General features: G+C 75.3%; 23 protein-coding genes and 2 pseudogenes. 16 read left to right on the plus strand and 9 right to left on the minus strand.

From position 1 onward, the window contains the following. Positions 1-151 precede the first annotated feature (151 nt). Complete coding sequence (locus ACZ7C5_RS27560; protein WP_401085553.1) at positions 152-868, minus strand: DUF3152 domain-containing protein; 717 nt, start codon at positions 866-868, stop codon at positions 152-154. Between the two features lie 332 nt (positions 869-1,200). Here ACZ7C5_RS27560 and ACZ7C5_RS27565 point away from each other — a divergent pair, with 332 nt between their 5' ends. Next, complete coding sequence (locus ACZ7C5_RS27565; protein ID WP_188297407.1) at positions 1,201-1,416, plus strand: heavy-metal-associated domain-containing protein; 216 nt, start codon at positions 1,201-1,203, stop codon at positions 1,414-1,416. Positions 1,417-1,475: 59 nt separating this feature from the next. Here ACZ7C5_RS27565 and ACZ7C5_RS27570 read toward each other — a convergent pair whose 3' ends face one another. Continuing rightward, positions 1,476-2,057, minus strand: coding sequence for a DinB family protein (locus tag ACZ7C5_RS27570; protein ID WP_401085549.1), 582 nt, complete (start codon positions 2,055-2,057; stop codon positions 1,476-1,478). A gap of 100 nt (positions 2,058-2,157) precedes the next feature. Here ACZ7C5_RS27570 and ACZ7C5_RS27575 point away from each other — a divergent pair, with 100 nt between their 5' ends. Continuing rightward, complete coding sequence (locus tag ACZ7C5_RS27575; RefSeq protein ID WP_470323651.1) at positions 2,158-3,132, plus strand: helix-turn-helix transcriptional regulator; 975 nt, start codon at positions 2,158-2,160, stop codon at positions 3,130-3,132. Between the two features lie 150 nt (positions 3,133-3,282). On the opposite strand, the gene ACZ7C5_RS27580 is transcribed toward ACZ7C5_RS27575, so the two are convergent. Next, on the minus strand, positions 3,283-3,846 hold the full coding sequence (locus tag ACZ7C5_RS27580) for an aminotransferase class I/II-fold pyridoxal phosphate-dependent enzyme (RefSeq protein ID WP_470323676.1): 564 nt from the start codon (positions 3,844-3,846) through the stop codon (positions 3,283-3,285). A gap of 64 nt (positions 3,847-3,910) precedes the next feature. Then, a pseudogene (locus ACZ7C5_RS27585) lies at positions 3,911-4,570 on the minus strand (aminotransferase-like domain-containing protein); the annotation flags it as partial. Between ACZ7C5_RS27585 and ACZ7C5_RS27590 the strand changes: the two are divergent. Both ACZ7C5_RS27590 and ACZ7C5_RS27595 read left to right on the plus strand, forming a co-directional pair. Continuing rightward, positions 4,526-5,353, plus strand: coding sequence for an enoyl-CoA hydratase-related protein (locus ACZ7C5_RS27590; RefSeq protein WP_470323677.1), 828 nt, complete (start codon positions 4,526-4,528; stop codon positions 5,351-5,353). The pseudogene ACZ7C5_RS27585 and the gene ACZ7C5_RS27590 sit on opposite strands and share 45 nt — an antisense overlap. Before the next feature lie 67 nt (positions 5,354-5,420). Further along, on the plus strand, positions 5,421-6,191 hold the full coding sequence (locus ACZ7C5_RS27595; protein ID WP_470323652.1) for a GNAT family N-acetyltransferase: 771 nt from the start codon (positions 5,421-5,423) through the stop codon (positions 6,189-6,191). 35 nt (positions 6,192-6,226) lie between these two features. Here ACZ7C5_RS27595 and ACZ7C5_RS27600 read toward each other — a convergent pair whose 3' ends face one another. Further along, positions 6,227-7,147, minus strand: a complete 921-nt coding sequence (locus ACZ7C5_RS27600) for a LysR family transcriptional regulator (RefSeq protein ID WP_401085540.1) — start codon at positions 7,145-7,147, stop codon at positions 6,227-6,229. Between the two features lie 217 nt (positions 7,148-7,364). On the opposite strand from ACZ7C5_RS27600, the gene ACZ7C5_RS27605 reads away from it, so the two are divergent. After that, positions 7,365-7,931: an SRPBCC family protein gene (locus ACZ7C5_RS27605; RefSeq protein WP_401085538.1), complete on the plus strand. Its 567-nt coding sequence runs from the start codon at positions 7,365-7,367 to the stop codon at positions 7,929-7,931. Between the two features lie 110 nt (positions 7,932-8,041). After that, complete coding sequence (locus ACZ7C5_RS27610; RefSeq protein ID WP_470323653.1) at positions 8,042-8,389, plus strand: hypothetical protein; 348 nt, start codon at positions 8,042-8,044, stop codon at positions 8,387-8,389. 31 nt (positions 8,390-8,420) lie between these two features. Here ACZ7C5_RS27610 and ACZ7C5_RS27615 read toward each other — a convergent pair whose 3' ends face one another. Both ACZ7C5_RS27615 and ACZ7C5_RS27620 read right to left on the minus strand, forming a co-directional pair. Further along, positions 8,421-10,901, minus strand: a complete 2,481-nt coding sequence (locus tag ACZ7C5_RS27615) for an ABC transporter permease (RefSeq protein WP_470323654.1) — start codon at positions 10,899-10,901, stop codon at positions 8,421-8,423. After that, a complete protein-coding gene (locus ACZ7C5_RS27620; protein ID WP_401085529.1) occupies positions 10,895-11,641 on the minus strand; it encodes an ABC transporter ATP-binding protein in 747 nt (248 codons plus the stop codon). The genes ACZ7C5_RS27615 and ACZ7C5_RS27620 overlap by 7 nt, the downstream gene beginning before the upstream one ends. A 110-nt stretch (positions 11,642-11,751) precedes the next feature. Between ACZ7C5_RS27620 and ACZ7C5_RS27625 the strand changes: the two genes are divergently transcribed. Then, complete coding sequence (locus tag ACZ7C5_RS27625; RefSeq protein ID WP_401085526.1) at positions 11,752-13,002, plus strand: sensor histidine kinase; 1,251 nt, start codon at positions 11,752-11,754, stop codon at positions 13,000-13,002. Beyond that, positions 12,984-13,682, plus strand: coding sequence for a response regulator transcription factor (locus ACZ7C5_RS27630; RefSeq protein ID WP_401085523.1), 699 nt, complete (start codon positions 12,984-12,986; stop codon positions 13,680-13,682). Before ACZ7C5_RS27625 ends, ACZ7C5_RS27630 begins: the two co-directional genes overlap by 19 nt. A gap of 262 nt (positions 13,683-13,944) precedes the next feature. Here the strand turns inward: ACZ7C5_RS27630 and ACZ7C5_RS27635 are convergent, their stop codons facing one another. After that, positions 13,945-14,436 carry an HPP family protein gene (locus tag ACZ7C5_RS27635; protein WP_401085520.1) on the minus strand — a complete coding sequence of 164 codons (492 nt, stop codon included), beginning with the start codon at positions 14,434-14,436 and terminating at the stop codon, positions 13,945-13,947. A 142-nt stretch (positions 14,437-14,578) separates the two neighbouring features. Between ACZ7C5_RS27635 and ACZ7C5_RS27640 the strand changes: the two genes are divergently transcribed. The 5 genes from ACZ7C5_RS27640 (at position 14,579) to ACZ7C5_RS27660 (ending at position 21,483) form a co-directional block, all read left to right on the plus strand. Then, entirely contained in the window at positions 14,579-15,820 is a 1,242-nt protein-coding gene (locus ACZ7C5_RS27640; protein WP_401085517.1) for an amidohydrolase, read from the plus strand. A gap of 570 nt (positions 15,821-16,390) precedes the next feature. Then, positions 16,391-17,626: a glycosyltransferase gene (locus ACZ7C5_RS27645; protein ID WP_401085514.1), complete on the plus strand. Its 1,236-nt coding sequence runs from the start codon at positions 16,391-16,393 to the stop codon at positions 17,624-17,626. A 216-nt stretch (positions 17,627-17,842) separates the two neighbouring features. Then, positions 17,843-18,553, plus strand: a complete 711-nt coding sequence (locus ACZ7C5_RS27650) for a DUF6461 domain-containing protein (RefSeq protein ID WP_470323655.1) — start codon at positions 17,843-17,845, stop codon at positions 18,551-18,553. Positions 18,554-19,086: 533 nt separating this feature from the next. Then, a complete protein-coding gene (locus tag ACZ7C5_RS27655; protein WP_470323656.1) occupies positions 19,087-20,685 on the plus strand; it encodes an alpha/beta hydrolase in 1,599 nt (532 codons plus the stop codon). 198 nt (positions 20,686-20,883) lie between these two features. Continuing rightward, positions 20,884-21,483, plus strand: a complete 600-nt coding sequence (locus ACZ7C5_RS27660; protein WP_470323678.1) for a mycothiol-dependent nitroreductase Rv2466c family protein — start codon at positions 20,884-20,886, stop codon at positions 21,481-21,483. Positions 21,484-21,615: 132 nt separating this feature from the next. Here the strand turns inward: ACZ7C5_RS27660 and ACZ7C5_RS27665 are convergent, their stop codons facing one another. Then, a complete protein-coding gene (locus ACZ7C5_RS27665; RefSeq protein ID WP_401085505.1) occupies positions 21,616-22,209 on the minus strand; it encodes a DUF1707 domain-containing protein in 594 nt (197 codons plus the stop codon). 236 nt (positions 22,210-22,445) lie between these two features. On the opposite strand from ACZ7C5_RS27665, the gene ftsH reads away from it, so the two are divergent. The 3 genes and pseudogenes from ftsH to ACZ7C5_RS27680 form a co-directional block, all read left to right on the plus strand. Then, positions 22,446-24,572, plus strand: coding sequence for an ATP-dependent zinc metalloprotease FtsH (gene ftsH / locus ACZ7C5_RS27670; protein ID WP_470323657.1), 2,127 nt, complete (start codon positions 22,446-22,448; stop codon positions 24,570-24,572). A gap of 66 nt (positions 24,573-24,638) precedes the next feature. After that, positions 24,639-25,478 (plus strand): ammonia-dependent NAD(+) synthetase, encoded by an 840-nt coding sequence (nadE, locus tag ACZ7C5_RS27675; protein ID WP_401085499.1) that lies wholly within the window; start codon positions 24,639-24,641, stop codon positions 25,476-25,478. Further along, a pseudogene (locus ACZ7C5_RS27680) lies at positions 25,475-25,933 on the plus strand (ADP-ribosylglycohydrolase family protein); the annotation flags it as partial. The gene nadE and the pseudogene ACZ7C5_RS27680, both read left to right, overlap by 4 nt. Between the last annotated feature and the right edge of the window lie 68 nt (positions 25,934-26,001).

Consider the following 26,001-nt stretch of genomic DNA (forward strand, 5'->3'; position numbering starts at 1 on the left):
GGCGGACACGACCGGGACCGGGCGCGCGGTGCGGGTGCGTCCGGTCCGACCAGGATTATCCGTGTTTCGGGCGGACGGTTCGGGAGGGGGTGGGGGTCGGTGTCGTTCAGGGCCGAGCCGTGCCGTGCGGTTCGGCGATTCGGCGGGTCGGCTACGGCGCGTTGGTGGGGGCCTGGACGGGCGGGCCGGTGAGCAGGACGCCGGCATCCCCGTACGGGCGGCCGTTGGGGACGCAGCCGTGCAGGCCCTTGATCTGCTGCATCATCACCGGCGCCGGGGCACCCGGGCCGGGGCAGTCGACGTGGCCGTTGCCGAGGATGTGGCCGACCTCGTGGTTGACGGCGAGCGCGTGGTACTGCTCGGGCTGCCCCCGGTAGAACTCGGACAGCTCGGTCCAGCGCTTGAGGTTGATGACCACCTGGTGGGTGACGCCGCAGTTCACCCAGCCGCCGGTGTCCAGCCCGTACTGGCCGCAGATCCGGTCGGTGGACTTCGGGGTGGCCAGGTAGACGGTGAAGTCCACCGGGTCGGCGGGCATCCGCTGGAACGAGGCCGCGCCGCCGGCCGCCCAGCCGTGCGTGACGTCGCCGAGGACCGCGTCCACCTCGGCGGCGAACTGTTCCGGGCTCTCCGCGATCCCGTCCTCCACCCGCACCTTGTAGCGGTACAGGTGCTCGCCGGTGCCGAAGCGGGCGGACCCGCCGGGCGCGGTGGTGAACGCCAGCCGGCCCGGGTCCTCGTCGCTCCACGGCTGCCACCAGAGCAGGCCGGAGGCCAGGGCCGCGACCAGCGCGAGGACGAGGGCGCCGTGCCAGGGCTTCCAGCGGCGGAGCCGTATGAGGGGGCGGGGCGGGGCCGGGGTGGACATGGCGGAAGCGCTCCAGGACGGATCGGCGGGCCGGGCGGCCGGTCGGCGGCCTGGCGGTCCGCGGTGGTACCCGGGTGGTGCCCGGTGCTGCGAAGGGACGTACCTGGAGGAACGCGACGGGGTGGGGCGGCGGTTCGGGAAGCCGGGCAAGTGTGGCGTGCGCCACGGTGCGGGCCCTGTCGGACGGGAGGCCCGGGTGGTTCCCGGAACCGCTCGATGGTGTCACCCGTACGGCGTGTCCCTGTGCGGCGCCGTCGGATTCGGGTGTCGTGGTGCCGGTCGGTCCGTCCGGGTCGATCCCTCCCGTCCGCAATGCCATCGGAGGCACCGCCATGTCCACCACCGCTGTTTTCACCGTCGACGGGATGAGCTGCGGCCACTGCGAGCGGACGGTCAGTGCCGGGCTCGCCATGCTGCCCGGCGTCACCGACGTCAGCGCCGACGCGCCGAGCGGGCGGGTCACCGTGGCCTCCGCGCAGCCGCTGGACGAGGCGGTGGTGCGCGGCGCGGTCGACGGGGCCGGATTCACCTTCGTCGGGCGGGCCTGAGGGCGGCTCCGGGGCCCGTCGGCCGATGCCGGCGGGCCCCGACGGCGGCCGGCCCGGGCTCAGCCCATGCTCTTCGCGCCGTCCAGGGACTCCCGGATGATGTCGGCGTGGCCGGCGTGCTGGGCGGTCTCGTTGGCGACGTGCAGCAGCACCCGGCGGGCCGACCACGCGATGTCCGCGTCGAACCACGGAGCCTTCGGCAGCGGCTGGGTGGCGTCCAGGTCGGGCAGGTCGGCGACCAGCTGGTCGGTGCGACGGGCCACCTTGGCGTAGGCGGCGAGCACGCCGGCCAGCGTCTCGCCAGGCAGCATCCGGAACTCGTCCGCGCGGCGGGCGAGGTCCTCCTCGGTCCAGTTGGTGAAGTCGGGCATCGCGGACGGGCCCCGGACGATGAACTCCGCCCAGGTCCGCTCGACGCTGGTCACGTGCTTGATCAGGCCGCCCAGGCACAGCTCGCTCGCACAGGTCCGCAGGCCGGCCTGCTCGTCGGTGAGGTCGCGGGTGGTGAAGCGGAGGAAGTGCCGCTGCTTCTCCAGGGCCTCCAGGAGGTCGGCGCGCTCGCCGGTGAGCTTGCCGGCGGCGGGGGTGGTCGCGCCGGTGGTGGTGGTCGCGTCGGTGGTGGTGGCGTCGGTGGTGGTCATGGTGTCGGCCCTTCGTTCGGTTCCTGCTCCCTCGGACAAGAACAACGTTACGGACCATTGCGGTCACTTCCTGTCCTGAATCCCGGGGAGAATCGATGGCATGGCGAACACCAGCACCCGGACGCTGCGACTGCTCTCCCTGCTCCAGACCCACCGGTACTGGCCGGGCGGGGACCTGGCCGACCGCCTCGGCGTCTCCGTCCGCACCCTGCGCCGCGACGTCGACCGGCTGCGCGAACTCGGCTACCCCGTGGAGGCGCAGCGCGGCGTCGACGGCGGCTACCAGCTGGCGGCGGGTGCGGCGCTGCCGCCGCTGGTGATCGACGACGAGGAGGCGGTGGCCCTCGCGGTGGGCCTGCAGGCGGCGGCGGAGAGCCCGGTCGAGGGGGTCGCCGAGGCCTCCGTGCGGGTGCTGGCGAAGGTGGTCCAGGTGATGCCGGCCCGCCTGCGCCGCCGGGTGGAGGCGCTGCGCGCGGTGACCGTCCCGGTGGACTGGGGCAGCCGGCCGGGCGCCGGCGTCGATCCGGACGTCCTGACGGTGGTGGCGCTCGTCTGCCGGGACGGCGAACGGGTGCGGTTCTCCTACACGGCCGCGGACGGGCGCGGCACGGAACGGCACGTCGAACCGCACCGGCTGGTCTGCCTGAACCGGCGCTGGTACCTGGTCGCGTACGACCTCGACCGGGCCGACTGGCGCAGCTTCCGCCTCGACCGCCTCACCGCGCCGTCCGGCAGCGGGGCCCGCTTCGCCCCGCGCGCCCTCCCGGCGGCCGACGCGGCCGAGTTCGTCCGGGCCGGCCTCCAGGGCATGCCCCGGCCGCACCTGGTGGAAGCCCTGGTGGAGGCACCCGCCGACCGGGTCCGGGCCCGCGTCGGCCGCTGGGCCACTGTCGAACCCGTCGCCGCCGGCCGCTGCCGGCTCCGGATGACCGCGGACTCGCTCGACTGGCCCGCCATGGCCCTGGGCTCCCTCGGCGCCGAGTTCCAGGTCGTCGGCCCGGATGCCCTCAGGATCCTCCTCGCGGACTGGAGCACCCGCTTCGCCCGCGCGGCGGAGCGGGAAGCGGCGGAGTAGGAAGTCGGGCCGGCCGACTTCTGGTGCGAGTTGCTGGTGGTCGGAGTGGGAAGTCGGGCCGGTCGACTTCTGGTGCGGGCGTGGCAGTTGAGATGTGGGGTGGGGCGGCGGAGTGGGACGTCAGGCCGGTCGGCTTCTGGTGCGGGGGCGTCAGGGGGCGATGGCTTCGAGGGTGGTGCGGAGGCGGGCGAGGACGGCGGGGAGGGCGGGGAGCGGGGGCGTGGCGAGGGTCAGGCGGAGGGCGTTGGGGTGGTGGGGAGTGGTGGCGAAGGCGTCGGCGGTGGAGATCAGGATGCCCTCGGCGGCGAGGGCGGCGGCCGCGTGGTCGGGGCGCTGGTGGGGTTCGAGGGTGAGCCAGAGGATGTACGAGGCGGGGTGGGCCGTGGTGGTCAGGCCGGCCAGGGCGGTGCGGGCGATGGTCAGACGGGCGGCGGCGTCCGTGCGGCGGTCCCGTTCCAGACGCGCGACCGTGCCGTCGGCGAGCCAGCCGGTGGCGAGGGCGGTGATCAGGCCGGGGGCGCCCCAGGCCGTCGCGCGCAGGCTGGTGGTGGCGGCCCGGAGCAGGTGGTCGGGCAGGACGGCGTAGCCGAACCGCAGGCCCGGCGCCACGCTCTTGGAGAGGCCGGCCACGTAGCAGGTGCGTTCCGGGGCGAGGGCGTGCAGCGGCGGGGGCGGCGCGGCCTCCAGGAAGGCGTAGGTGCCGTCCTCGATCAGCGTGCAGCCGTGCTCGGCGGCGAACCCGGACGAGGCGTTCGCGCTGTGCCCGGTCGAGCACCCAGCCGAGCGGGTTGTGGACGGTCGGCTGGGTGTACACCGCCCGGACCGGACGGGTGCGGCAGAGCCGGTCGAGGGCGTCGAGGTCCGGTCCGGTGGCGGTGACCGGCACGGGCGCCAGGTCCAGCCCGTGGGCGGCCGCGAGCAGTCTGACGCCCGGGTAGCCGAGCGCGTCCACGGCGAGGACGTCCCCGGGGCGGGTGAGCGTGCGCAGGACGCAGTCCAGGGCCTGCTGCGTCCCGCTGGTCAGCAGGACGTTCTCGGGCGCGGTGTCGATGCCGCGGTCGAGCAGGTGGGTGGCCACGGCGGCCCGGTCGTGCCGATGGCCGCCGGGCGGGTGCTGGCGCAGCAGGGCCTCGGTGTCGCCGGAGGAGGCGAGTGCGCGCAGGGCCGGCCGCAGCAGGTCGCCCTGGCCGGGGGCGAGCGGCTGGTTGAAGGAGAGGTCGGCCACCCGGGGCACCGGGAGCGCGCGCGAGGGCTCGATGCCGTCGTAGCCGGCGCGCAGCCGGACGAAGGTGCCGCGGCCCTGTTCGCCCACCACCAGCCCGGCGGCGGCCAGTTCGGCGTAGACCCGGGTGGCGGTGGCCAGGGCGATCCGGCGCTCCCTGGCGAGGGCGCGGTGGGTCGGCAGCCGGGTGCCGGCGGGGAGCGCGCCGGAGCGGATGGCGGCCGCGTACTCGTCGACGCCCTCGACTACCCGACCATCGACGCGCTGCTCGCCGAACTCGACCGGATCGACACCGACGACACCGTCCGTGCCGTGATCCTCACCGGGGCCGGCGGGCGGGCGTTCAGCGCGGGCGCCGACATCCCGTCGCTGGCGGCCAGCGTCGCGGGCGGGCCCGAACGGGCGCTGCGCGAGTTCGTCCGGCGCGGGCACGCCCTCACCCGGCGGATCGAGGAGCTCCCCAAGCCGGTCATCGTGGCCGTCAACGGCCTGGCGTACGGCGGTGGTTGCGAGATCACCGAGGCCGCCCCGCTGGCCGTCGCGGCCGAGCACGCGACCTTCGCCAAGCCCGAGATCTCGCTCGGCTTCCCGCCGCCCTTCGGCGGCTCGCAGCGGTTGCCGCGGCACGTCGGCCGCAAGCGCGGCCTGGAGCTGATCCTGACCGGCGACCCGATCCCGGCCGCCCGTGCCGCCGCGATCGGCCTGGTCAACTCCGTCGTCCCGGCGGACGAACTGCTCGATGCGGCACGGGACCTGGCCGAACGGATCGTCCGGCACGCGCCGACCGCCGTGGCCGCCTGCCTGCGGGCGGTGACCCGGGGCGTCAACCTGCCGATCGACGAGGGACTCGCGGTGGAGGCGGCGGCCTTCGCGGCGACCGTACCGACGGACGGCGTGCGGGACGGGATCCGGCGCTTCCTGGAGCGTTCGTCCTCCTCCGGTTCGCCGTCCTCTGCTCGGACCTCCTTCGGTTCGTCGTCCTTCGGTTCGTCCTGCTGAGGCCGTACGGGGGCGGCCGCGCGGAAAGCTGTTGCCGCGCGGCGGCCGGGGCGGTGACCATGGCGGGATGTCGGATCTGCTCGCGCGTGTGACCGCCTTCCGGGCCGCCTTTGCCCGCCGTCAGGCGGCGGAGGTTCTCGAACGTCCGGAGTTCCCCGGAGTGTTCGCCGTTCGGAACGCGGAGTTCGTCCGCTCCGAGGAGCACAACCGGCTGATCGTCGAGGGCCCGGGCACCGACCCGGCGGCGCTGCTCGGACTGGCCGCCCGGTGGCTGGGGCCGCGCCGCCGGTACTCCATCACCGTGCTGGACCCGGAGGCGGGCGAGCGGGCCGGCCCCGTGCTGGCGGCGGCGGGGTGCGAGCGGGAGGACGTGGTCGTCCTGGCGCGGCCGACGGAGGGCTGCGTGCGGCCGCAACCGGCCGCGCTCCCGGTGGAGTTGGACGAGATCCGGGAGGCGGTGCTGTGCCAGCAGCGGGAGTGGAGCGAGGACGAGGAGGTCGCCCGGCAGCTCACCGACCGCCGCGCCGCCCGGTTGCGCGGCGCCGAGCGGGTGCACTTCCTGGCCGCCAGGACGCCGGTCGGCGAGGTCGCGGCCTGGAGCGACCTCTACCTCGAACCAGCCCTCGGGCTGGCACAGTTGGAGGACGGAGTGACCGGACCGCGGCACCGTGGCGCGGGGTACGGCGACACCCTGCTCGCCACCGGCCCGGCGCTCGCGGCCGAGGCCGGCGTCCCTCGGCTGTTCCTGCTCGCGGACGCGGCGGACTGGCCGCGCGAGTGGTACGGCCACCGGGGCTTCACCGAGATCGGACGCAGCCACTCCTTCTACAGCCGGTGACGGCCGGCGGCGGTCGGGGCGGACGGCGGGTGGGCTCAGGACGCCTCCGGGCCGGCGGCCGGCGGAGTGTCGCGCCCGCAGTGGGCGGCGACGGTGTCGGCGAAGGCGCGGGCGAGCGGGCCGAGGTTCTCCCAGTCCCGGACGGCCCAGCCGGCGGTGAGGGCGGGCAGGTCGGGCAGCGGGAGCAGCCGCAGGCCCGGGTGGCCGGGGCCCTGCCACTGGGGGAGGGCGGGGACGACGGCGTGGCCGAGACCGAGTTCGGCGAGCAGGATCGCGGTGTCCCAGTCCGCGACGCTGGTGTCGAAGACCGGGCGGATGCCCGACTTCCCCAGCCAGGCTTCGAGTTGGGAGCGGGCGACGGAGTTCTGCGGCAGCCCGATCAGCCGGGCTTCCTGGAGGTCGGCGGGTTCGATCCGGGCCCGGGCGGCGAGCGGGTCGCCCGCCGCGACCGCGAGCACCCAGGGCAGGTCGGTCACCGGCCGCTGGTCGATGCCCCGGGCCGGGACGCCGAGGGTGATCCAGGCGAGGTCGGCCCGGCCGGCGTTGAGCGACTCCAGGCAGCTGCGGCTGGAGACCTCGGTCTGGAACTCCAGGCTGACCTGGGGGTGGCGTCGCCGGAAGTCCACCACGGCCGCGGACATGAAGTGCCGGATGCTGGTGGCTCCGGTGGTGATCCGTACGGATCCGCCCTCGCCGCGCGCGAGTTCGGCGATCCGGTGCAGCGCGTGGTCGATGCCGCCGAGGCCGGCGGCGACCGCCGTGCGCAGCAGGCTCCCCGCCGTGGTGGGCACGACCCCGCGCGGATGGCGCTCGATCAGGGCGAGGCCGACCTCCCGTTCGAGCCGCTTCACGTGCTGGCTGACGGCGGACTGGGTGCAGTGCAGGTCGCGGGCGACGGCGCTGAGCGAGCCGGCCCGGCAGACCGCGGCGAAGACGCGGAGGTCGTCAATGGTCACGAACACCCAAGGTATCGCTTGGAGGTACCCCAGCAAATCGGCGGATTGACTTGGATATCCGGGGGATCGATCATCGATCCAGGGCCCAGGGCGGCAACCCGCCCGCTGTCCCCACGGCGTTCCGGACGCAGTGGCGGGGAGAGCGGGCGGGTGTCGACCCGCATCGATGTGCGCGAGCGACGAGCAAGAGCGGTGACGTACGACAGGGGGAGCGGGCATGCGGTACGCCGATGGTCCGGGGACGCGGTGCGAGGTGTTCGTCGCGGCGCCGGTGGCGCGGGTGTGGCAACTCGTGACGGACATCGGCCTGCCCGCCCGGCTCAGCCCGGAACTCCGGCGGGTCGCCTGGCTGGACGGCGCGGACGGCCCCGCGGTGGGCGCCCGCTTCGAGGGGCACAACAGCCGTGCGGACATGCCCGACTGGCGGACGGTCTCCGAGATCACCGAGATCACCGAGATCACCGAGGCGGCCGGCCGGTACGTCCTCGCCTGGGGCGTGATGGACGCGGACGGACGCTACGGCGAGCCGGTGCGCGACCTGGCCGGCTCGCTGGCCCGGTGGCGCTTCGAGCTGACCCCCGAGGAAGACGGCACCCGGCTGCGCCAGTCGGTGGTGATCGGCCCCGGCCGCAGTGGCGCCAGCCTGGTCATCGACGCGAAACCGGAGCTGGAGGAGAAGATCGTCGACTTCCGGCTGAACGAGCTGCGCACCGGCATGACGGCCACCCTCGAAGGCATCAGGTCGCTGGCCGAGCGGGCCGGCTGGGCTGTGCCCGGGCACTGATCCAGGGCTCCTGGGGGCGAACGGGCCGGACGGGCCCGACGCACCGGACGGGCCCGGGCGAACACCGGCACGTCCACCGGGCGTGCCGACCGTACGGAAGGAGTGGTGGGGTGGCGCGTGTGTGCCGGGCCGGCTCCGAGGTCGTCTGGGCGGGCCGGCTCGGCCGGCTGCTCGCCGTGGTCCGGGAGGCGGACGGCGAACGGACCCTGCACCTCGACGACTGGTCCACGGTGGTCGACGAGCGGACCGGGATTCACCACGAGGAGCTGGGCCCGCTGCGCCGTCGCCTCACCGTTCGCCGGCCGGACCGGCAGCCGGTGGTGTTCCGCTACCGGCTGCCGTGGTCGGTTCTGGTGCCGCGGTTCCTGGACGTCGCCCATGACCGGTGGGCGGCCGAGGCGGACGATCCGGGACTGCTGCTGGTCGAACTGCTGGGTGGCACGGACGACTGGAAGTAGCAGCTGGCGCACGCAGGAGCGGGAGGAGCCGTCAGCCGGCCGCCCGGGCGCCTGGGCGGCGCAGCGCCGACCAGGCCGGCAGCACGCCGGCGAGCAGGGCGAGGAGCAGGCAGACGCCGGTGGTCAGCGCCATGGTCGACCAGGGCAGGGCGAGGTCGACCCGGGTGCCGAGCCGAGCGGACAGGCCCGATCGGATGCCTGCCAGGGTGACGACCGCGATCAGCAGGCCGAGCGCGGCACCGATGCCGACCACCAGCGTCGACTCGGCGGCGACCATCCGCAGCACCTGACGGCGGGTCGCGCCGGACAGCCGCAGCACCGCGAAGTCCGGGGCCCGCTGGGCGGTGGCCATCAGCAGGGTGTTGGCGACGGCCAGGCAGGTGTAGCCGAGGGACATGCCGATCAGGATGACCAGGAAGATCCGGACCAGGGCGTCGTCCTCGGAGTCGGTGCGGGAGGCGTACTCGGCGCTACTCAACGCCTGGGCGCCGAGCGGGGCGAGGGCGGCGGGCGAGGTGGTGCCGGCCGTGTAGACGGCCGAGGTGAGCGCCGAGGGGTCGTGGGCCCGGACGGTGCCGGCGGTCAGCAGCACGCTGGCCGTGGCGGAGCCCTCGGTGATCTCGGCGATGACCGTGACGTCCACGGTACTGCCGTCCTCGAAGGTGACCGGGACACGGCGGCCGGTGGTCCAGCCCAGCCAGGCGGCCGTGCCGGCCTTGACGACCATGGCGGGCTCGCCCGTCTGCGGGTTCGGCGAAGGCCCGTTCGGTGAGAGCCCGTCCGCCGTGAGCCCGTCCAGCGAGCCGGAGGTGACGGTCATCCGGGTACGGGCCTTGCGGAACGCGGCCTCGCTCATCCCCACCGCGCCGACGTGGTCGGTGCCGCCGACGTAGAGCCGGGTGGGCAGCAGGGAGGCACCGCCCGGCACGGCGGCCACGGCGGCGTCGGAGAGCCCGGGCACGCCCTGCGGGGTGACTACCGAGGCGGCCTCCTGCCGGACGGTCTCCTCCAGCGCGTAGCCGGTGGCCCGCAGCTGGAAGAGTCCGGCGATCAGCACCGCGAAGCCCACGGTGACGAGCACCGGAGCGGCGGTGGAGGCGGTCCGCCGGACGGCGGTCAGCGCGCTCTCCCCGGCCACCGCGGCGGTGGCGCCGCGCAGTCCGGACAGCGGCCGGAAGACCGTGCGGACGATCGGCGGGATGACGGCGGGGGCGAACAGGGTGAGGCCGACGATCAGGGCCATGGCCGCGTACAGGGCGTTGTTGATCATGCTGTCGGACTCGCTGTCGGCCGCGACCACCACCAGCCCGAGCCCGAGCACGGTGCACACCCCGCCGGCGATCCACCGGCCGCGGGTCATCGGGCGGTGCTCGACGGCGGCCTCGCGCAGCGCCTCCAGCGGGGCGGTCCGGGCCGCCCGGCGGGAGGCCGACCAGACCCCGAGCAGGGCGACCACCAGGCCCAGCGCGAACGAGCCGACCAGCGGCAGCGCCTGGAACCGTACGGCGAAGCCCTCCGGCTCCAGGCCGCCCTCGACCATCAGCGCGCCCAGCGCGGGCGACAACAGCGCGCCGAGCAGCACGCCCGTGCCGCCGGCCACCACGCCGACCGCGAGCGACTCGGCGTACACCGTGCGCGCGATCTGGCGCGGGGTGGCACCGATGGTCCGCAGCAGCCCGAACTCGCGCCGCCGCTGGACGATCGCGAAGGCGAAGGTGGAGGCGACCACGAAGACGGAGACGAAGGCGGTCAGCCCGGCCATCGCGACCAGGATCTGCAAGCCGATCCAGCGGGTCTTCTCGGCGCGCCCGGTCTCCAGCGCGGTGAGCGCGGCGCCGTGCAGCACCTCGCCGTCGCCGCCCACGACGGAGGCCGCGGCGGCGGCGACGGCTTGGACGTCGGCGCCCGGCGCGGTGACCAGGCCGATCACCCTGACCCCGGGGGCGAGCGCCTCGGCGGCGGGGTCGGACAGGTAGTAGGAGGGCGAGCCGACGGTGCCGGACACGGTGTAGCGGGCCGGTCCGGCGGCGGTGAGCAGGGTGACCGGGTCACCGGGGGCCAGGCCCAGCGAGGCGTCCAGGACGACCTGGTGTCCGTCGGCCGGGGCGCTGCCCGCGGTGAGCGGCTCGGGGCCGAACGCGGCGCCGGACCAGTTGTGGCCGCGCGGTTCCGGGCCCGGGTCGGCGACCGGCCTGCCCTCGATCACGGCCTGGGCGTAGAAGGCGCGGTCCGGTACGGCCCGCGCGACGCCGGGAACGGCGGCCAGGGCCCGCAGCAGTTCGTCCGTGCGCTGCCGGGACCAGGGCCGGCCCGGGGTGAAGGTGCCGTCGGACCGGTCGACGGCGGGGCTCTGCACCACGACCTGGGTGGCGGCGTAGCGCCGGGGCACCTCGGGCTCGGCGGAGGCGAGCACCAGGGCGGTCATGGCCAGGATCGTCACGCCGAGGCCGAGCGCGACGAAGGTGCCGAGGAAGGACGCCCATCGGGTGCGGACGGTGGCGAGGCTCAGCATGCCGGCGCCTCCAGCGCGGCCATCCGGCCGGCGATGACGGCGGCCTCGCTGCGGCCGTGCAACTGCTCCACGATCCGTCCGTCGGCGAGCAGCAGCACGCGGTCGGCGTAGCAGGCGGCGGCGGGGTCGTGGGTCACCATGATCACGGTCTGCCGGTGGCGGTCGACGACGCCGCGCAGCAGCGCGAGTACCTCGCGCGAGGTGCGGGTGTCCAGGGCGCCGGTCGGCTCGTCGGCGAACAGCACGGCGGGCCGGGTGATCAGGGCCCGGGCGATCGCGACGCGCTGCTGCTCGCCGCCGGACAGCTCGCTCGGCCGGTGCCCGCCGCGCCGGCCGAGTCCGACCTCGGTGAGCGCGGCGGTGAGGCCGGCCCGGTCCGGGCGGCGCCCGGCCAGCCGCAGCGGGAGCGCCACGTTCTGTTCGGCGGTCAGCGCGGAGACCAGGTTGAAGGACTGGAAGACGAAGCCGAGCCGCTCGCGGCGCAGCAGGGTCAGCCGGGTCTCGTCCAGGGCGCCGAGTTCGGTGCCGTCGATCACCACCGTGCCGTCCGTGACCCGGTCCAGTCCGGCCGCGCAGTGCAGCAGCGTCGACTTTCCGGAGCCGGAGGGGCCCATCACCGCGGTGAAGCTGCCTCGCGGGAAGGCGACGGTCACGTCGTCAAGTGCGGTCACGGCCCGGGCCCCGGTGCCGTACCGCTTGGTCACGGCCCTGAGGAGGACCGTGTCGGTCGAGTTCGTCATGGTTCCAGGCAACCCGTCAGGGGCAGGCGTGCGCAGGGGTGTTGGGTCGAGAGCGGAGGTAGTGCCAGCACCCCTGCGGCGGGCGGTCGGCGGAGGCTAGGGTCGGCAGGATGATCGCTGCTCGCAACACCCTGGAGGCGCTGGCCCAGCGGCCCTTGGCGTTCCTCGGCTCCCCGTGGCCATGGCGCTCGCTGGGCTTCCTGCTCTCCGGGGCGGCGGTGGGGGCGGCGGCCGTCGGGCTGGCGGCGCTGCCGGTGCTGCTGTGGGGGCGGCTGGGGCCGGGGGCGGTGGGGGTCGTGCTGCCGCCGGTGGCCCTGGCGGGGTGGGCGGCGGCCCGGTACGAGCGGTGGCGGCTGCGGCTGGTTCTGCCGGGGCGGGCAGCGGAGGGACGAGTGGTGGCCGGGAGGGCAGCGGCGGGACGGGCGGTGCCGGGGAGGCGCGGACGCGTCCGTGAACTGCTGGCCGGGCCTGAGGCGTGGCGCGACCTCGGCTACGGGCTGGTGTCGCTGCTGCTGCTCTGGTGGATCGACCTCGGGCTGACGGCGGTGGGCCTCGGCACCCCGCTGTTCCTGCTGGCCGCGCCGTTCCAGCCCACCGCGAACCCCGCCGCCTCCTGGCTCGGGCCGCTCGCCGGACTGGTGCTGCTCCCCGTGGCGGCCTACCCGCTGGCGGCCTGGGCGGGGGTACGGGCGGTGACGGCCCGGGCCGTGCTGGAACCCGCCGACGACGAGCTGACCCGGGCGGTGGCCTCGCGGGCCCGGCTGGTGGACGCGTACGAGGTGGAGCGGCGCCGGATCGAGCGGGACCTGCACGACGGCGCGCAGCAGCGGCTGGTCTCGCTCTCCGTCAGGCTCGGGCTGGCCGGCCTGGACCTGCCCGAGGGCGCGCCCGGCGCCCGGCAGGTGCGGGAGGCCCAGGAGGAGGTGCAGGTGGCGTTGCGGGAGCTGCGTGAGCTGATCCACGGGATCCACCCGCAGATCCTCACCGACCGGGGTCTGGAGCCGGCGGTGCGGGACGTCGCGGGCCGCTCGGCGGTGCCGGTGGACGTCGACATCGCGCTTCCGGGCAGGCCGCCGGGCCCGGTCGAGACCGCCGCCTACTTCGTGGTCTGCGAGGCGCTGGCCAACGTGGTGCGGCACAGTGGCGCCCGGCGTGCTTCGGTGCACGGCCGCGCGGCGCCGGACGGGCTGGTGCTGGAGATCAGGGACGACGGGGCCGGCGGCGCCGACCCGGCCGCCGGGACCGGCCTGCTCGGCATCTCCGACCGGCTCGCCGTCATCGACGGCACCCTGTCCCTGCGTTCCCCGGCCGGTGGGCCGACCGTCCTGCGAGTGGAGATCCCGTGCCGGTACTCCGGCTAGTCGTCGCGGAGGACTCGGTGCTCCTGCGGGAGGGCCTGGTCTCCCTGCTGGAGCGGTTCGGGCACACCGTGGCGGCTGCCGTCGGCGACGCGCCGGCACTGATCGAGGCGGTCAGGGAACACCGGCCGGACGCTGTGGTCGTCGATGTCCGGATGCCCCCGGACAACACCGACGACGGCCTGCGCGCCGCCCGGCGGCTGCGCGAGGACGATCCGGGGCTGCCGGTGCTGGTGCTCAGCCAGTACGTCTCGCAGGGGTACGCCGCGGAGCTGATCGCCGCGGGTGCCGGAGGTGTGGGCGGCTGGGGTGCGGGTGGCCGGAGCACGGACGGCCCGGGTGCGGGCACCGGCTACCTGCTCAAGGACCGGATCGGTGAGGTGCGCGAGTTCGTCTCCGCCCTGACCAGGGTGGCGGAGGGCGGGACGGTGGTCGACCCGGAGGTGGTCCGCCAGCTGCTCGCCCGCCGGCCCGACCCGCTGCGACGTCTGAGCCCCAAGGAGCACGAAGTGCTGGCGCTGATCGCGGAGGGCCGATCCAACGCTGCCATCGCCCGTCGGCTGGTGGTCACCGAGGCCACGGTGTCCAAGCGGATCGCGAGCATCTTCACCAAGCTCGACCTGCCCCAGGCGCCGGACGACCACCGCAGGGTGCTGGCGGTGCTGACGTACCTGGGGTCCTGAGGGTGGCCCGCCGCGCGGGCAGTGCCTCGGCGACGGTGTGGGAGCCACGGCGCCCGGCGTGGGCCCGGGCGGTGAAGCCGACGGCGTCGGCGGGGCGGTCGTCCTTGCCCGGTGGAACGGAGGACGGCCGGGTCATCCGATCGGATGACCCGGCCGTCGGGGTTCGGCAGGAGAGTGGTCGGTGGGGGAGTGCGCGGCGGGGGAGCGGCGAGCCGGTCACCGGGTGCGGGTGTCCGCCACCGTGCGGCAGGTCACCAGGTCGTCACCAGGTCACCGGGTAGCGGACCGGATGCCCGCCGATCCGGCAGGGCAGCAGGCCGATGAGGACCAGCAGTCCGGCGGCCAGGACGAGCAGCGGGAGGAAGGGCACCGGGTGCGGCGCTTGCAGGACCACGATCACGGCGGTGGCCACGGCCGGGGAGTGCGAGAGGTGGGTGAGCATCATGGCGCCCAGTGAGAGCCCGGCGGCGACGGCCGCGCCCCAGGCGGTGCTGCCGGTGACGGCCAGGGTGGCGAAGCCGATCAGGGCCGACAGCAGCTGCCCGCCGATCAGGTTGCGCGGCTGCGAGATCGGCAGTCCGGGAGCGCCGTGCACCAGTGCGGCGCTGGCGGCCAACGGCGGGATCAGCAGCGGTTGGTGGAGCAGTACGCCCACGCCGACCAGGAGGAGCAGGGCGCCGATGGCGAAGACGGTGGCCCGCAGGGCGTGCAGCGGGTGCGGTCCGGGCGTGGCGGCGGGCGGTGGTGTGGGCATGCGTGAGCGACTCCGGGAGGGGGACGGGAACCTAGAGATGATAAACAGATTGTTGAATGGACGGCGGGACGTGTTGTCTGTCGGACACATTCCGTCCACGGCGGCGGATCACCCGGGGAACCAGAGCGAGAGCGAGCAGCCCATGACCACGCCTTCCGGCGCCGCGCCCTACGCCGCGCCCGTCACGGTCTTCCGGGGCGTCCGCCCGTACGGCGCCGACCGGGCCGTGGACCTGGTCGCCGTGGACGGCCTGCTGGCCGAGCGGGTGCCGGACGGGGCGGTGCCCGAGGTGGTCGAGGGCGGCGGGCGGATCGCGCTGCCCACCCTGGTGGACGCGCACATCCACCCCGACAAGACCGCCTGGGGCGAGCCCTGGTACAGCCGCCGCCCGGCCGGCTCGCTGCCGGAGTACGTGCGGGGCGACGTCGACCTCCACCGGCAGCAGCGCACCCCGCTCGCCGACCGCGCCCACCGGCTGCTGAGCCACGCCGTGACGCGTGGCACCCGCGCGGTGCGGGCCCATGTGGACGTGGCACCCGCGTACGGGCTGGCCGGTGTGGCCGGGCTCGCCGAGGTGCGCGAGCGGCTGGCCGGGGTGCTGGACATCCAGCTGGTGGCCTTCCCCCAGCACGGGGTCCGGCGGATGCCCGGTGCGGGGGCGCTGCTCGCGGAGGCGGCGGCCGGCGGGCTGATCGACGCCGTCGGCGGGATCGACCCGGCGGGCTTCGACGGCGTCCCGGCCGAGGGCCCGGACGGCGAGGGGCCGGCCCAGCTGGAGCTGCTGTTCGGTCTGGCCGAGCAGCACGGACTGCGCCTCGACATCCACCTGCACGACCGGGGCGAGCGCGGCCTCGGCCCGCTGCGCGACATCGCCGCGCGGACCAGGGCGGCCGGACTGGCCGGGCGGGTGGTCGTCAGCCACGCCTTCTGCGTCCCGGAGCTGACCGGCGCCCCGCTCGCCGAACTCGCCGCCGAACTGGCCGAGTCCGGCGTCGGGCTGACCACCGTGGCGCCCTCGGCCCACCAGGTGCTGCCGTTCCGCGAACTGTGGGCGCACGGGGTGCGGGTCGGGCTCGGCTCGGACGGCGTGCGCGACTCGTGGAGCCCGTACGGCAACGCGGACATGCTGCACCGTGCCCACCTGCTCGGCTGGACCACCGACGCCCGCACCGACGAGCAGCTGGCCGACTGCTTCGCCCTGGCGGCGGACGGCGGCGCCGAACTGCTGGACCTGCCGGCCGCCACCCTGCGGCCGGGCTCGCCCGCAGACTTCATGCTGGTGACGGGCGAGTGCCTGCCGCAGGTGGTGATCGACCTGCCGAGGCCCGAACTGGTGGTCCGGGCGGGCCGGGTGGTGGCGCGGGACGGGCGCCTCACCGGCTGACGGGCGGTTCACCGGTCGACGGGCGGTCCGGCGCGAGCCGGTCAGCCCGCGTCGGTCAGGTCGTGCCGGTCAGCGTCGGTGGGAGGGAGCCGGAGGATAGGCCCAGCTTCCAGAAGGCCGCCGAACCGGCCGATGGGGGGCAAGCCCCGGGCGGCCGGGCGGCGGGACCGCCGTTCGGATGTCGGAGCCGTGCGGTTCAGGACGAGTGGACGAACTGCCGGTAGCAGGCGACGTCGTACTGGGACGGTGCGCCGGCGGCGCCGTACGCCTGGCCGCCCTTGCCGCCGTTCGGCTGGCTGCCGAAGCCGGGTTCGTCGAAGGGGGAGCCGGGGGAGGAAGCGGTGTGGCCCGGGGTGTGTCGGTCCGGGGCGGGGCCGAGCGGGGAGAGTCGGCCGTGGTGGACGGGTCGGGGGGACCCATGCGGACCGGGTGGCCAAGAGAGACGGCAAGGAGAGTGAATCTCCCTGCCACTCTCAAGCTATAGCGTGCCCCGGGGCTTGCGGCAAGGCCCCCGTCGTGCCGCACAATCACCGCCGTAAGGCCATGACCTGCGGAAACGGGAGTCGTGACATGCGTGTGTTGATGACGGCGTGGGGATCGCGGGGGGACGTCGAACCGCTGGCCGGGCTGGCGGCGGCGCTGCGGGGGCTCGGCGCCGAGGTGCGGGTGTGCGCGCCACCGGACGAGGAGTTCGTGGCGCTGCTGGAGCGGGCCGGCGTGCAGCTGGTGCCGCTCGGGCCGTCGGTGCGCTCGGTGGTGTCCGGCCCGAAGCCGCCGACGGCGGAGGACGCGTTCCGGCTCGCCCGTGAGCTGGTCGACGCGCGGTTCGAGGCGCTGACCGCCGCGGCCGAGGGCTGCGACGTGCTGCTGGCGACCGGGCTGATGCCGGCCGGGGCGCGGGACGTCGCCGAGAAGCTGGGCCTCCACTACGTGCTGGCCTGCTTCCACATCTTCGGGCTGCCCTCGCGGCACTTCCGGCCGGGGCGGCGGCCGGGCACACCGTCCCCGGAGGACGAGACCGACCACCGGAAGCTGTGGGAGCAGGACGCCCAGCGGGTGAACGCGCTGTACGGGGACGCGCTCAACAGCGGGCGGGCGGCGATCGGCCTGCCGCCCGTGGAGAACGTCCGCGACCACGTGTTCACCGACCGGCCGTGGCTGGCGGCGGACCCGCTGCTGTGCCCGTCGGAGGGCATGACGGAACTCGACGTGGTGCCGACCGGGGCCTGGATCCTGCCCGACGACCGCCCGCTCCCGCCCGACCTGGAGGCGTTCCTGGACGCCGGGGAGCCGCCGGTGTACGTCGGCTTCGGCAGCATGGCCGCGTACGCGCCGGATGGCATCGCCGGGGTGGCCGTCGAGGCCGGCCGCGCGAATGGCCGCCGTGTGCTCCTCGCCCGTGGCTGGGCCGGACTCGCCCCGGTCGACGACCGCGAGGACTGCCACGTCGTCGGCGAGGTGAACCAGCAGGCCCTGTTCCGCCGGGTGGCCGCCGTCGTCCACCACGGCGGCGCGGGCACCACCACGACCGCGACCGTGGCGGGCGCGCCCCAGGTGGTCGTCCCCCGGATCGCGGACCAGCCGTACTGGGCCGGCCGGGTGGCCGAGTTGGGCATCGGTGTGGCCCACCTCGACCCGACGCCGACCGTCGAATCGCTCTCCGCCGCGCTCGGCGCGGCCCTGGCGCCCGGGACCCGCGTGCGGGCGGAGGCCGTGGCGGGCGAAGTGCGCACCGACGGGGCGACGGTGGCCGCAAAGCTGCTGTTCGAAGCGGTGGGCCAGGCGGTGCCGGGCGTGGCCGGGTGAGCCGTGCGGTACCGGTGCCGGGTGAACGGCCGTGTGGGCCTGGCGATTTCGACTCCTGATCGGCCTCCTGTCGATCGGCGAGGGGGAGGTGGCGGGCCCCGCGCGGGGCTGGTTCCGGCATCGATCCGGTGACCGGCCTCCGGCTGTCGGCCGGGTCGGTTAGGGTGCCCACCGGCGCGCCCGGTCACCGCAGGCCCGGCGCGAGGGGAGGGCGGCATGACCGAACGGACAGGCGAGGGAGCGGGGCAGGACGGCGACGGCATCCAGTGGCTCGCGGAGATCGGCGAGCCGGGCGCCGGCCGACCGCCGACGGGCGACCCCGGCACGGACGGTGCGGTCGGAGGGGTGCTGTTCGCCCGGGGGATCACGCCCGAGGAACTCGCCCGCCGGATGGGCGCCGACCCGGCCACCGCGACCGAGCCGATCAGCGACACCGAGATCCGGGATCTGGACATCGAGGTCTACCGCCCCAGCGGCGACGGCGACGGTGTGATCCGGGTCGGCATGTGCGCCGGCTGGTCGTTCGCGATCGAGTACGGCGACTCCACCGGTGGTGAACTGCTCACCGAGATAGCGCGCGACGGCGTGGAGGTGGTGCACTTCCGCCCGATGCCCGAGCAGCAGCCGGACCTGCTCGACTACGCCAGGGACGGCGCCGTGCTGTGCGGCTTCGGCCTCGGCGAGGAGCGCTGGCGCTGGGGCCAGGAACCGGACCTGCTGGTGCCGGACCTGGTCGCCGCCGAGGTCCTGGAGGCCGACGGCGTGACGGCCCGCGAACCCGGGCGGGGACTCGACGGGGCCGCTCGCCGCCGCACCCTGGGCGCCGTCGAGCGGCGCTTCGGGCTGAGCCTGCCGCGGGCCGCCCTCGGCGGGCTGCGCCTGCCGGCGTACGCGGTGCGGGGAACCCCGGACATGGCACTGCGCTGAGGCACGGCGCCGCCCCGTGGGGGACGGGCCCGCGATGCCCGGGGTGTTGGCGCCCGGGGTGTTGACGCGGACGCAGGCACCGACGCGGACACAGCGACAGGCGCAGACACAGAGGCAGGCGCCGCAGGCAGCGCACAGGACGAGCGACAGGAACAGGACGGTCACGGCAGGGCTCCTCTCCGGGCCCCGCCCACCGGGGCCCCGATGTCCGTCATCCTGGCGCGTCGTCGAGCCGCAGCACATGTGCCGATCGGGAGGTTCCCGAGGAGTGCCTCGGCGGTTCCCCCTGCCGATCGGCAGGGAGAACCGCCGACCGGAGCGATCGGTGCCACCTGGGAGCACCGGGAGTACCGGGAGCACGGGGAGCGCCGAGAACTCCCGTCACTCGACAGGCCGATGGCAGCCGGTTCGGCGCACGCCCCCCGTCCGGAGGTTCCGGGAGGGCGTCGGCCGACCCCGGCCCCTAGGGTCTGGGGTACGTCGACCGAACCGGGCGCCGGGGTGCCCGGCCGACCCGAGAGGTGACCCACCCGATGCACACCGTGGTCCGCGGCGCCGGAGCGTTCGGCCTGACCGTCCTGCTGCTCACCACAGCCACCGGCTGCCAGGGCGACGGCTCCTCCGTCGCCGAGCCCGCGCCGGCCTCCCCGACCACCGGATCCGGCACCGGCACCGACACCGGAACCGCGAGCCCCACCGGCCTCGCCGCCCAGCAGCTGGACTGGCACTCCTGCACCGCCCCCAGCACCGCGCAGGGAGGCGGCACCGCGCCCGCCGCCGACTGGCAGTGCGCCACCCTCAACGCCCCGCTGGACCACGGCAGGCCGGACGGCACGACGATCGGCCTCGCACTGATCCGCAGCCGGGCCAAGGACGAGCAGCACCGGATCGGCTCGCTGCTGTTCAACTTCGGCGGGCCCGGAGCCTCCGGCGTGGCCACCCTGCCCGCCCTCGCCCCGACCTACGCCTCCCTCAACTCCCGCTACGACCTGGTGAGTTTCGATCCGCGCGGGGTCGGTGCCAGCTCCGGGGTGACCTGCCTGGACGACCAGGCGACGGACACCGCCGCAGCCGTCGACAGCACCCCCGAGACCCCCGCCGCGGTGAAGGCCCTGGACGACAGCAACGCCCGGTTCGTCGCCGCCTGCGAGCACAACTCCGCCGCGGTGCTGCCGTACGTGGACACCGAGAGCGCCGCGCGGGACATGGACCTGATGCGGCAGGTGCTGGGCGACGGGAAGCTGTCCTACTTCGGCATCAGCTACGGCACCCAGCTCGGCGGCGTCTACGCGCACCTGTTCCCCCAGCAGGTCGGCCGGCTGGTGCTGGACTCGGTGGTCGACCCGACCAAGGACCCGCAGCAGTCCGCGCTCGGCCAGGCCCAGGGCTTCCAACTCGCCCTCGGCGACTTCATGAAGGCCTGCGCCACCCAGGCCGGGGCCGCCTGCGCGACCGGCGCGGGCGGCGACGAGGGCACCGCGAAGATCGCCGCGCTGGTGCAGCGGCTGGAGCAGTCGCCGCTGCCCGCCAAGGGCGGGCGGCAGCTCACCGGGAGTCTGGCGGTCACCGGCATCGCGGGCGCCCTGTACAGCCAGGAGACCTGGCCCCTGCTGGCCACCGGGCTCACCGAGGCGATGGACCAGGGCACCGGCGACACGCTGCTCCTGCTCGCCGACGGGCTGAACGGGCGTGACGCGCAGGGGCACTACTCCAACCTGAACGCCGCGAACCGGGCGATCAGCTGCGTGGACGCCAGTCAGCGCTACTCCGACCAGGACGTGGAGCAGCAGCTGCCGCGGTTCCGCGCGGCCTCCCCGGTGTTCGGGACGTTCACCGCCTGGGGCCTGACCGGTTGCACCGGCTGGCCCGTGCCCGGCAAGGCGGCGCACCCGGAGGTCGCGGCGGCGGGCGCGGCCCCGATCCTGGTGGTCGGCACCACCGGCGACCCGGCCACGCCGGTGGAGGGCGCCCGCGCGATGGCGCAGCAGCTCGGTGCGGGCGTCGGCGTCACCGTCACCCTGGAGGGCGAGGGACACGGCGGCTACAACACCGGCAACGCCTGCCTGAAGCGGACCGTGGACGCCTACCTGCTGGACGGCACGGCGCCGGCGGACGGGACGACGTGCAGCTGAGCGGCGCCGGCCGGAGGGAAGTGGCCCACCAGGGCGGCCACCGATTGGCCCTGGAGAGTGGGCCACTCGGCCGCTAGCCTCTCCGGTGTGACGAACTCCGCGACGAACACCGTGACGAACAGCGCCCCCGACATCCGGAACGACGGGCTCAGGAACGATGAATCCCGGAACCACGACCGCCGGCCCGACGGCGACACCGTGAAGGTCGACTTCTACTTCGACCCCGTCTGCCCGTTCGCCTGGATCACCTCCCGGTGGATCCTGGAGGTCGAGCGGCAGCGCGACCTCGACCTGACCTTCCGGGTGATGAGCCTCTCCGTCCTCAACGAGGGCCGCACCGACCTGCCCGAGCGCTACCAGCGCCTGATGACCACCGGCTGGGGGCCGGTGCGGGTCTGCATCGCCGCCGCCGAGCAGCACGGCCCGCAGGTGCTGCGCGCCCTCTACACCGAACTCGGCACCCGCCTGCACGACCAGGACCGGCCCGCCGACGACGCGGTCATCCGGGAGGCCCTGGCGGCGGCGGGCCTGCCGGAGGAGCCGGCCGGGGCGGCGAACGACGCCGCGTACGACGAGGCCCTGCGCAAGAGCCACCACGAGGGCATGGACCCGGTCGGCGAGGAGGTCGGCACGCCGACCATCCACGTGGACGGCGTCGCCTTCTTCGGCCCGGTGCTGAGCGCGATCCCGCGCGGGGAGGACGCCGTACGGGTCTTCGACGGGGTGCGGCTGCTGGCCGGGTACCCGAACTTCTTCGAGCTCAAGCGGACCCGGACGGGCGGGCTCGACTTCTCCTGACGCCTGACCCCTGACGCCCGACCCCTGACGCCACACCCCTGGCCTCTGACGCCACACCCCTGGCGCCCGGATCGGCCGGCAGCCGTCGCGCGGCCTCCGCCCCCCGCACGGCCGGCCCGGGCGCCGGGCCGGTCAGCCCCGGCGGCGCTGCTTGATCCTGATCGGCCCCGAGCGGGGGTGGGCGATCACGGTCAGGGTCGGGGAGCCGGGCTCCGCCACCTCGTCGGCCTTGTTGCTGATGTTCCCCGTGTTGGTGCTCGACGGGTCGATCCGCACGCCCCAGCCGCGCGGGACGACCAGCTTGATCTGGCCCACGCCCGTCGACGCCTCGACCGTGATCTCCATGTGGGTGCACACGGCATCGGTGAAGTCGACCGTGAGCAGCGAGATCTTGGACTCGGCGACGATCCGGCGGGGCACCGTCCACCGGCCGCGCTGCACGATGTTGCCGAGCCGGGTCCGGAGCACGAGGACGTCCTGCGCCGCGGACTTGTCCCCGCCCCGCTCCCGGCCGCCCAGGTCCGCCACCAGGGCGTCGAGTTCGCGGTGGGTCCGCGCCGCGTAGGCCCGGTCGAGCCGCTCCTCCAACTCCCCGAGGTCGATGCGGCCGTCCCCGGCGGCGATCCGCAACTGCTCGGCCACCGCCTCCCGGTCGCTGTCCCCGGCCCGCGATTCCACCGCGGCCTCGGGCGTCTTTCGTACGGCTGGCAGTTCCTCGTTGACCATGTGGCTACTCTAGGTCACGCATGCTCCGGTCCGGCAGATCGAAGGCCAACTCCCGCCGCTCCGGTGCTCCTTGAAGGCGGCCGGGAGGGCCCGGCCGGCCGCACCCCCACCCCGGTGGGGCGGGCCGTTTCGCCCGGGTGGACCGACATCCCGCCGCTCGGCCTCCCATCCTGGCCCGGAGCGTCCGACCATGGAGGGACGGAGGCTGCCAGGCCCCCGGGAGGCGGTGAGCGTGGATGATCGTACGAATCCGGTTGCGCGCTGCCCGTCAACCAGCGACCCCGCCCGGCCCGGGCCCCGGTGCCGGACCGGGCCCCGGCCAGGGGCGCGGTCCCGGCTGGGCCCCCGGGGGCCGCCCCGGCCCGGGCGGCCCGCCCAAGCCCCCGCAGCCTCCGCCGCCCTCGTGGCGCCGCTGGCTGCTGCCCGTCGCCGTGCTGGTGACGCTGCTCCTGCTGCTGCTCTTCTCCAGATCCGGCACGCCCGGCACCCGCTACGGCTACACGGACTTCGTGCACCGGGTCGACGCCGGCCAGGTGCAGACCGTGGACGTCAGCGACACCGGCGCGGTGAGCGGCACGCTCAAGGACGGCACCCACTTCACCAGCCAGATCCCCACCGCCCTGGACACCTCCCAGCTCAGCAGCGCGCTCTCCGCGCACGACGTCACCGTCACCGGCAGCCGCTCCAGCGGCAGCGGCTCGCTCTGGTCCACCCTGCTGCTGTTCCTGCCGCTGCTGATCTTCGGCGCGCTCTTCCTCTGGTCGGGCCGGATGGCCGCCCGGTCGCTGGGCGGCGGGCTGAGCACCATCGGACGGTCCCGGGCCAAGATCATCGAGGCCGAGCGGCCGGACACCGGGTTCGCCGACGTGGCCGGGTACGAGGGGGTGAAGCAGGAGGTCAGCGAGGTGGTCGACTTCCTGCGCAGCCCGGAGCGGTACGCCGCCGCCGGGGCCAAGGGGCCGCGCGGGGTGATCATGGTCGGGCCGCCGGGCACCGGGAAGACCCTGCTCGCCCGGGCCGTCGCCGGGGAGGCCTCGGTGCCCTTCCTCTCGGTGACCGGCTCCGGCTTCGTGGAGATGTTCGTCGGCGTCGGCGCCTCCCGGGTCCGCGACCTCTTCGAGGAGGCCCGCAAGCGCGCGCCGTCGATCGTCTTCATCGACGAGATCGACGCGGTCGGCGGACGCCGCGCGGGCGGCACCCGGATCGGCGGCAACGACGAGCGCGAGCAGACCCTGAACCAGCTGCTCGCCGAGATGGACGGCTTCGACCAGAGCACCGGCATCGTCGTCATCGCCGCCACCAACCGGCCGGACGCCCTCGACCCGGCCCTGCTGCGCCCCGGCCGCTTCGACCGGCAGGTCACCGTCCCGCTGCCCAACCAGGCCGAGCGGGCCGCCATCCTCGCCGTGCACGCCAGGGGCAAGACCCTCGCCCCGGACACCGACCTCGGGCGGCTCGCCCGCGGCACCCCGGGCTTCTCCGGCGCCGACCTCGCCAACCTGGTCAACGAGGCCGCCATCAACGCCGTGCGCGCCGATCGGGCCACCATCACCGCCGCAGACCTCGACGACGCCCGTGACCGGGTGCTGCTCGGCCGCCGTGAGTCCTCCAACGCCCTGCTGCCCGACGAACGGCACGCCGTCGCCGTGCACGAGTCGGGCCACGCGCTGGTGGCCGCGCTGTGCGAGCACGCCGACCCGGTCGCCAAGGTGACGATCCTCCCGGCCGGCGTCTCCCTCGGCGCCACCGAGCAGCTGCCCGAGGCCGAACGGCACCTGTACAGCGAGGGGTACCTGACCGACCTGATCACCGTCCAGCTCGGTGGCCGGGCGGCGGAGCTGCTGGTCTTCGGCGAGGGCTCCACGGGTGCCGCCAACGACCTGGCCAACGCCACCTCGGTCGCCACCCGGATGGTCCGCGAGTTCGGGCTCTCCCCGGAGCTCGGCCCGGTCGGCTACTCCAGCGGCAGCCCGCACTACCTCGGCGACAGCCCCGAGGACCTGCTGCGCCGCCCGTACTCCGAGCAGACCCAGCGCGCCGTGGACGAGGCGGTGGCCCGCCTGCTGCGCGGGGCCGAGCGCCGGGCCCTGGACCTGCTCGCCGAGCACCGGCACCACCTGGACGAGCTGGCGGCGCTGCTGGTCGCCCAGGAGACGGTGGACGGCGCGGTGGTGCTCGCCATCCTGGCGCACCCGCGGCCGGGACCGGAACGCCCGGTCTCGCTGGAGAAGCCGGCGGGGACGGACGGGGCGGAGGGCCAGGCCGGGGCGGAGCGGACGGACAGGGCGGCCGGACCGCCGAGCACGGCGGAACCGCGCAGGCCGGAGGGCCTGGCGGACCAGGGGGAGGCCCCCCGCCCGTGACGGCGGCGTCGGCGGTGGTCGTATCCTCGTGACCGCGCCACGTACCCACCGTCCCGAGGAGTCGGAATGACCGAGCCCCTGCCTGCCGACGTCCAGCGGGAGATCGCCCGTGCCCTCGGAGTGGCACCCGTGCCGGACCCCGCGAAGGAGGCCGAGCGCAGGGTGGAGTTCCTGGCCGGCCAGGTGCGGGCCACCGGCGCGCGCAGCCTGGTGCTGGGCATCAGCGGCGGCGTCGACTCCACCACCGCGGGGCGGCTCTGCCAGCTCGCCGTCGAGCGGCTGCGGGCCGAGGGGCGCCAGGTGACCTTCACCGCGATGCGGCTGCCCTACGGCGTCCAGGCGGACGAGGCGGACGCCCAGCTCGCGCTCGGCTTCATCCGCGCGGACGAGGTGCTGACCGTCGACGTCAAGCCCGCCACCGACGGCGCGGTCGCCGCCCTGAAGGCCGCCGGCCTGACCTACACCGACCGCGCCCACGAGGACTTCGTCGGCGGCAACGTCAAGGCCCGCCAGCGGATGGTGGTCCAGTACGCGGCGGCCGGCGCCAAGGGCGGACTGGTCGTCGGCACCGACCACGCCGCCGAGGCCGCGGTCGGCTTCTTCACCAAGTTCGGCGACGGCGCGGCCGACGTGATGCCGCTGTCCGGTCTGACCAAGCGCCAGGTGCGGGCGATCGCCGAGGCGCTCGGCGCTCCGGCCGAGCTGGTCAAGAAGGTCCCGACCGCCGACCTGGAGGACCTCGACCCCGGCCGTCCCGACGAGGACGCCCTCGGCGTCAGCTACGACGCCCTGGACGACTTCCTGGAGGGCCTGCCGGTCAGCGAGGAGGTCCACCGGACCGTCCTCGGCCACTACCGCCGCACCGAGCACAAGCGCAACCTGCCGGTCGTCCCGCACCAGGCATGACCGGCCCGGTCGAGCGCGCCGCCGGCGCCGTCCTCGGCGCCGCCGTGGGCGACGCCCTCGGCGCCCCGTACGAGTTCGGCCCGGTCGGCGCCTTCTCCGCCCGCTTCCCGGACGCCCCCGGTGACCTGGTCGCCGGGGGCGGCTGGGCCCGGGGTGAAGCCACCGACGACACCCAGATGGCCGTCCTGGTCGCCGAGTCCCTGATCGAGCGAGGCGGCCTGGACCTCCCGGACCTGTTCGACCGGTTCCGCCGCTGGGCCGACGCCAGGCCCAGCGACATCGGCATCCAGACCGAAGCCGTCCTCGGCAGCGGCCTGCCCTGGGACCGCGCCGCCGCCGCCCACTTCGAGACCACCCTGCACGCGGCCGGCAACGGAGCTCTGATGCGGGCCTCGACCTCCGCCGTGGCCTTCGCCAGCGCCGGGCGGCAGGCCGGAGTCGGGACGGGCTACCGGAGGGTGTGGACGCCCGACAGCATGACCAGGAGGTGGACGACCAGGACCGCCGGCACCAGCAGCCGGCC

This window comes from Kitasatospora sp. NPDC036993 (assembly GCF_055607525.1).

Coding starts and splice junctions, on each gene's coding strand:
- ACZ7C5_RS27560 (WP_401085553.1), bottom strand. CDS start 868: ATGTCCACCCCGGCCCCGCCCCGCCCCCTCATACGGCTCCGCCGCTGG.
- ACZ7C5_RS27565 (WP_188297407.1), top strand. CDS start 1,201: ATGTCCACCACCGCTGTTTTCACCGTCGACGGGATGAGCTGCGGCCAC.
- ACZ7C5_RS27570 (WP_401085549.1), bottom strand. CDS start 2,057: ATGACCACCACCGACGCCACCACCACCGACGCGACCACCACCACCGGC.
- ACZ7C5_RS27575 (WP_470323651.1), top strand. CDS start 2,158: ATGGCGAACACCAGCACCCGGACGCTGCGACTGCTCTCCCTGCTCCAG.
- ACZ7C5_RS27595 (WP_470323652.1), top strand. CDS start 5,421: ATGTCGGATCTGCTCGCGCGTGTGACCGCCTTCCGGGCCGCCTTTGCC.
- ACZ7C5_RS27605 (WP_401085538.1), top strand. CDS start 7,365: ATGCGGTACGCCGATGGTCCGGGGACGCGGTGCGAGGTGTTCGTCGCG.
- ACZ7C5_RS27615 (WP_470323654.1), bottom strand. CDS start 10,901: ATGCTGAGCCTCGCCACCGTCCGCACCCGATGGGCGTCCTTCCTCGGC.
- ACZ7C5_RS27620 (WP_401085529.1), bottom strand. CDS start 11,641: ATGACGAACTCGACCGACACGGTCCTCCTCAGGGCCGTGACCAAGCGG.
- ACZ7C5_RS27625 (WP_401085526.1), top strand. CDS start 11,752: ATGATCGCTGCTCGCAACACCCTGGAGGCGCTGGCCCAGCGGCCCTTG.
- ACZ7C5_RS27635 (WP_401085520.1), bottom strand. CDS start 14,436: ATGCCCACACCACCGCCCGCCGCCACGCCCGGACCGCACCCGCTGCAC.
- ACZ7C5_RS27640 (WP_401085517.1), top strand. CDS start 14,579: ATGACCACGCCTTCCGGCGCCGCGCCCTACGCCGCGCCCGTCACGGTC.
- ACZ7C5_RS27645 (WP_401085514.1), top strand. CDS start 16,391: ATGCGTGTGTTGATGACGGCGTGGGGATCGCGGGGGGACGTCGAACCG.
- ACZ7C5_RS27650 (WP_470323655.1), top strand. CDS start 17,843: ATGACCGAACGGACAGGCGAGGGAGCGGGGCAGGACGGCGACGGCATC.
- ACZ7C5_RS27655 (WP_470323656.1), top strand. CDS start 19,087: ATGCACACCGTGGTCCGCGGCGCCGGAGCGTTCGGCCTGACCGTCCTG.
- ACZ7C5_RS27665 (WP_401085505.1), bottom strand. CDS start 22,209: ATGGTCAACGAGGAACTGCCAGCCGTACGAAAGACGCCCGAGGCCGCG.
- ftsH (WP_470323657.1), top strand. CDS start 22,446: ATGATCGTACGAATCCGGTTGCGCGCTGCCCGTCAACCAGCGACCCCG.
- nadE (WP_401085499.1), top strand. CDS start 24,639: ATGACCGAGCCCCTGCCTGCCGACGTCCAGCGGGAGATCGCCCGTGCC.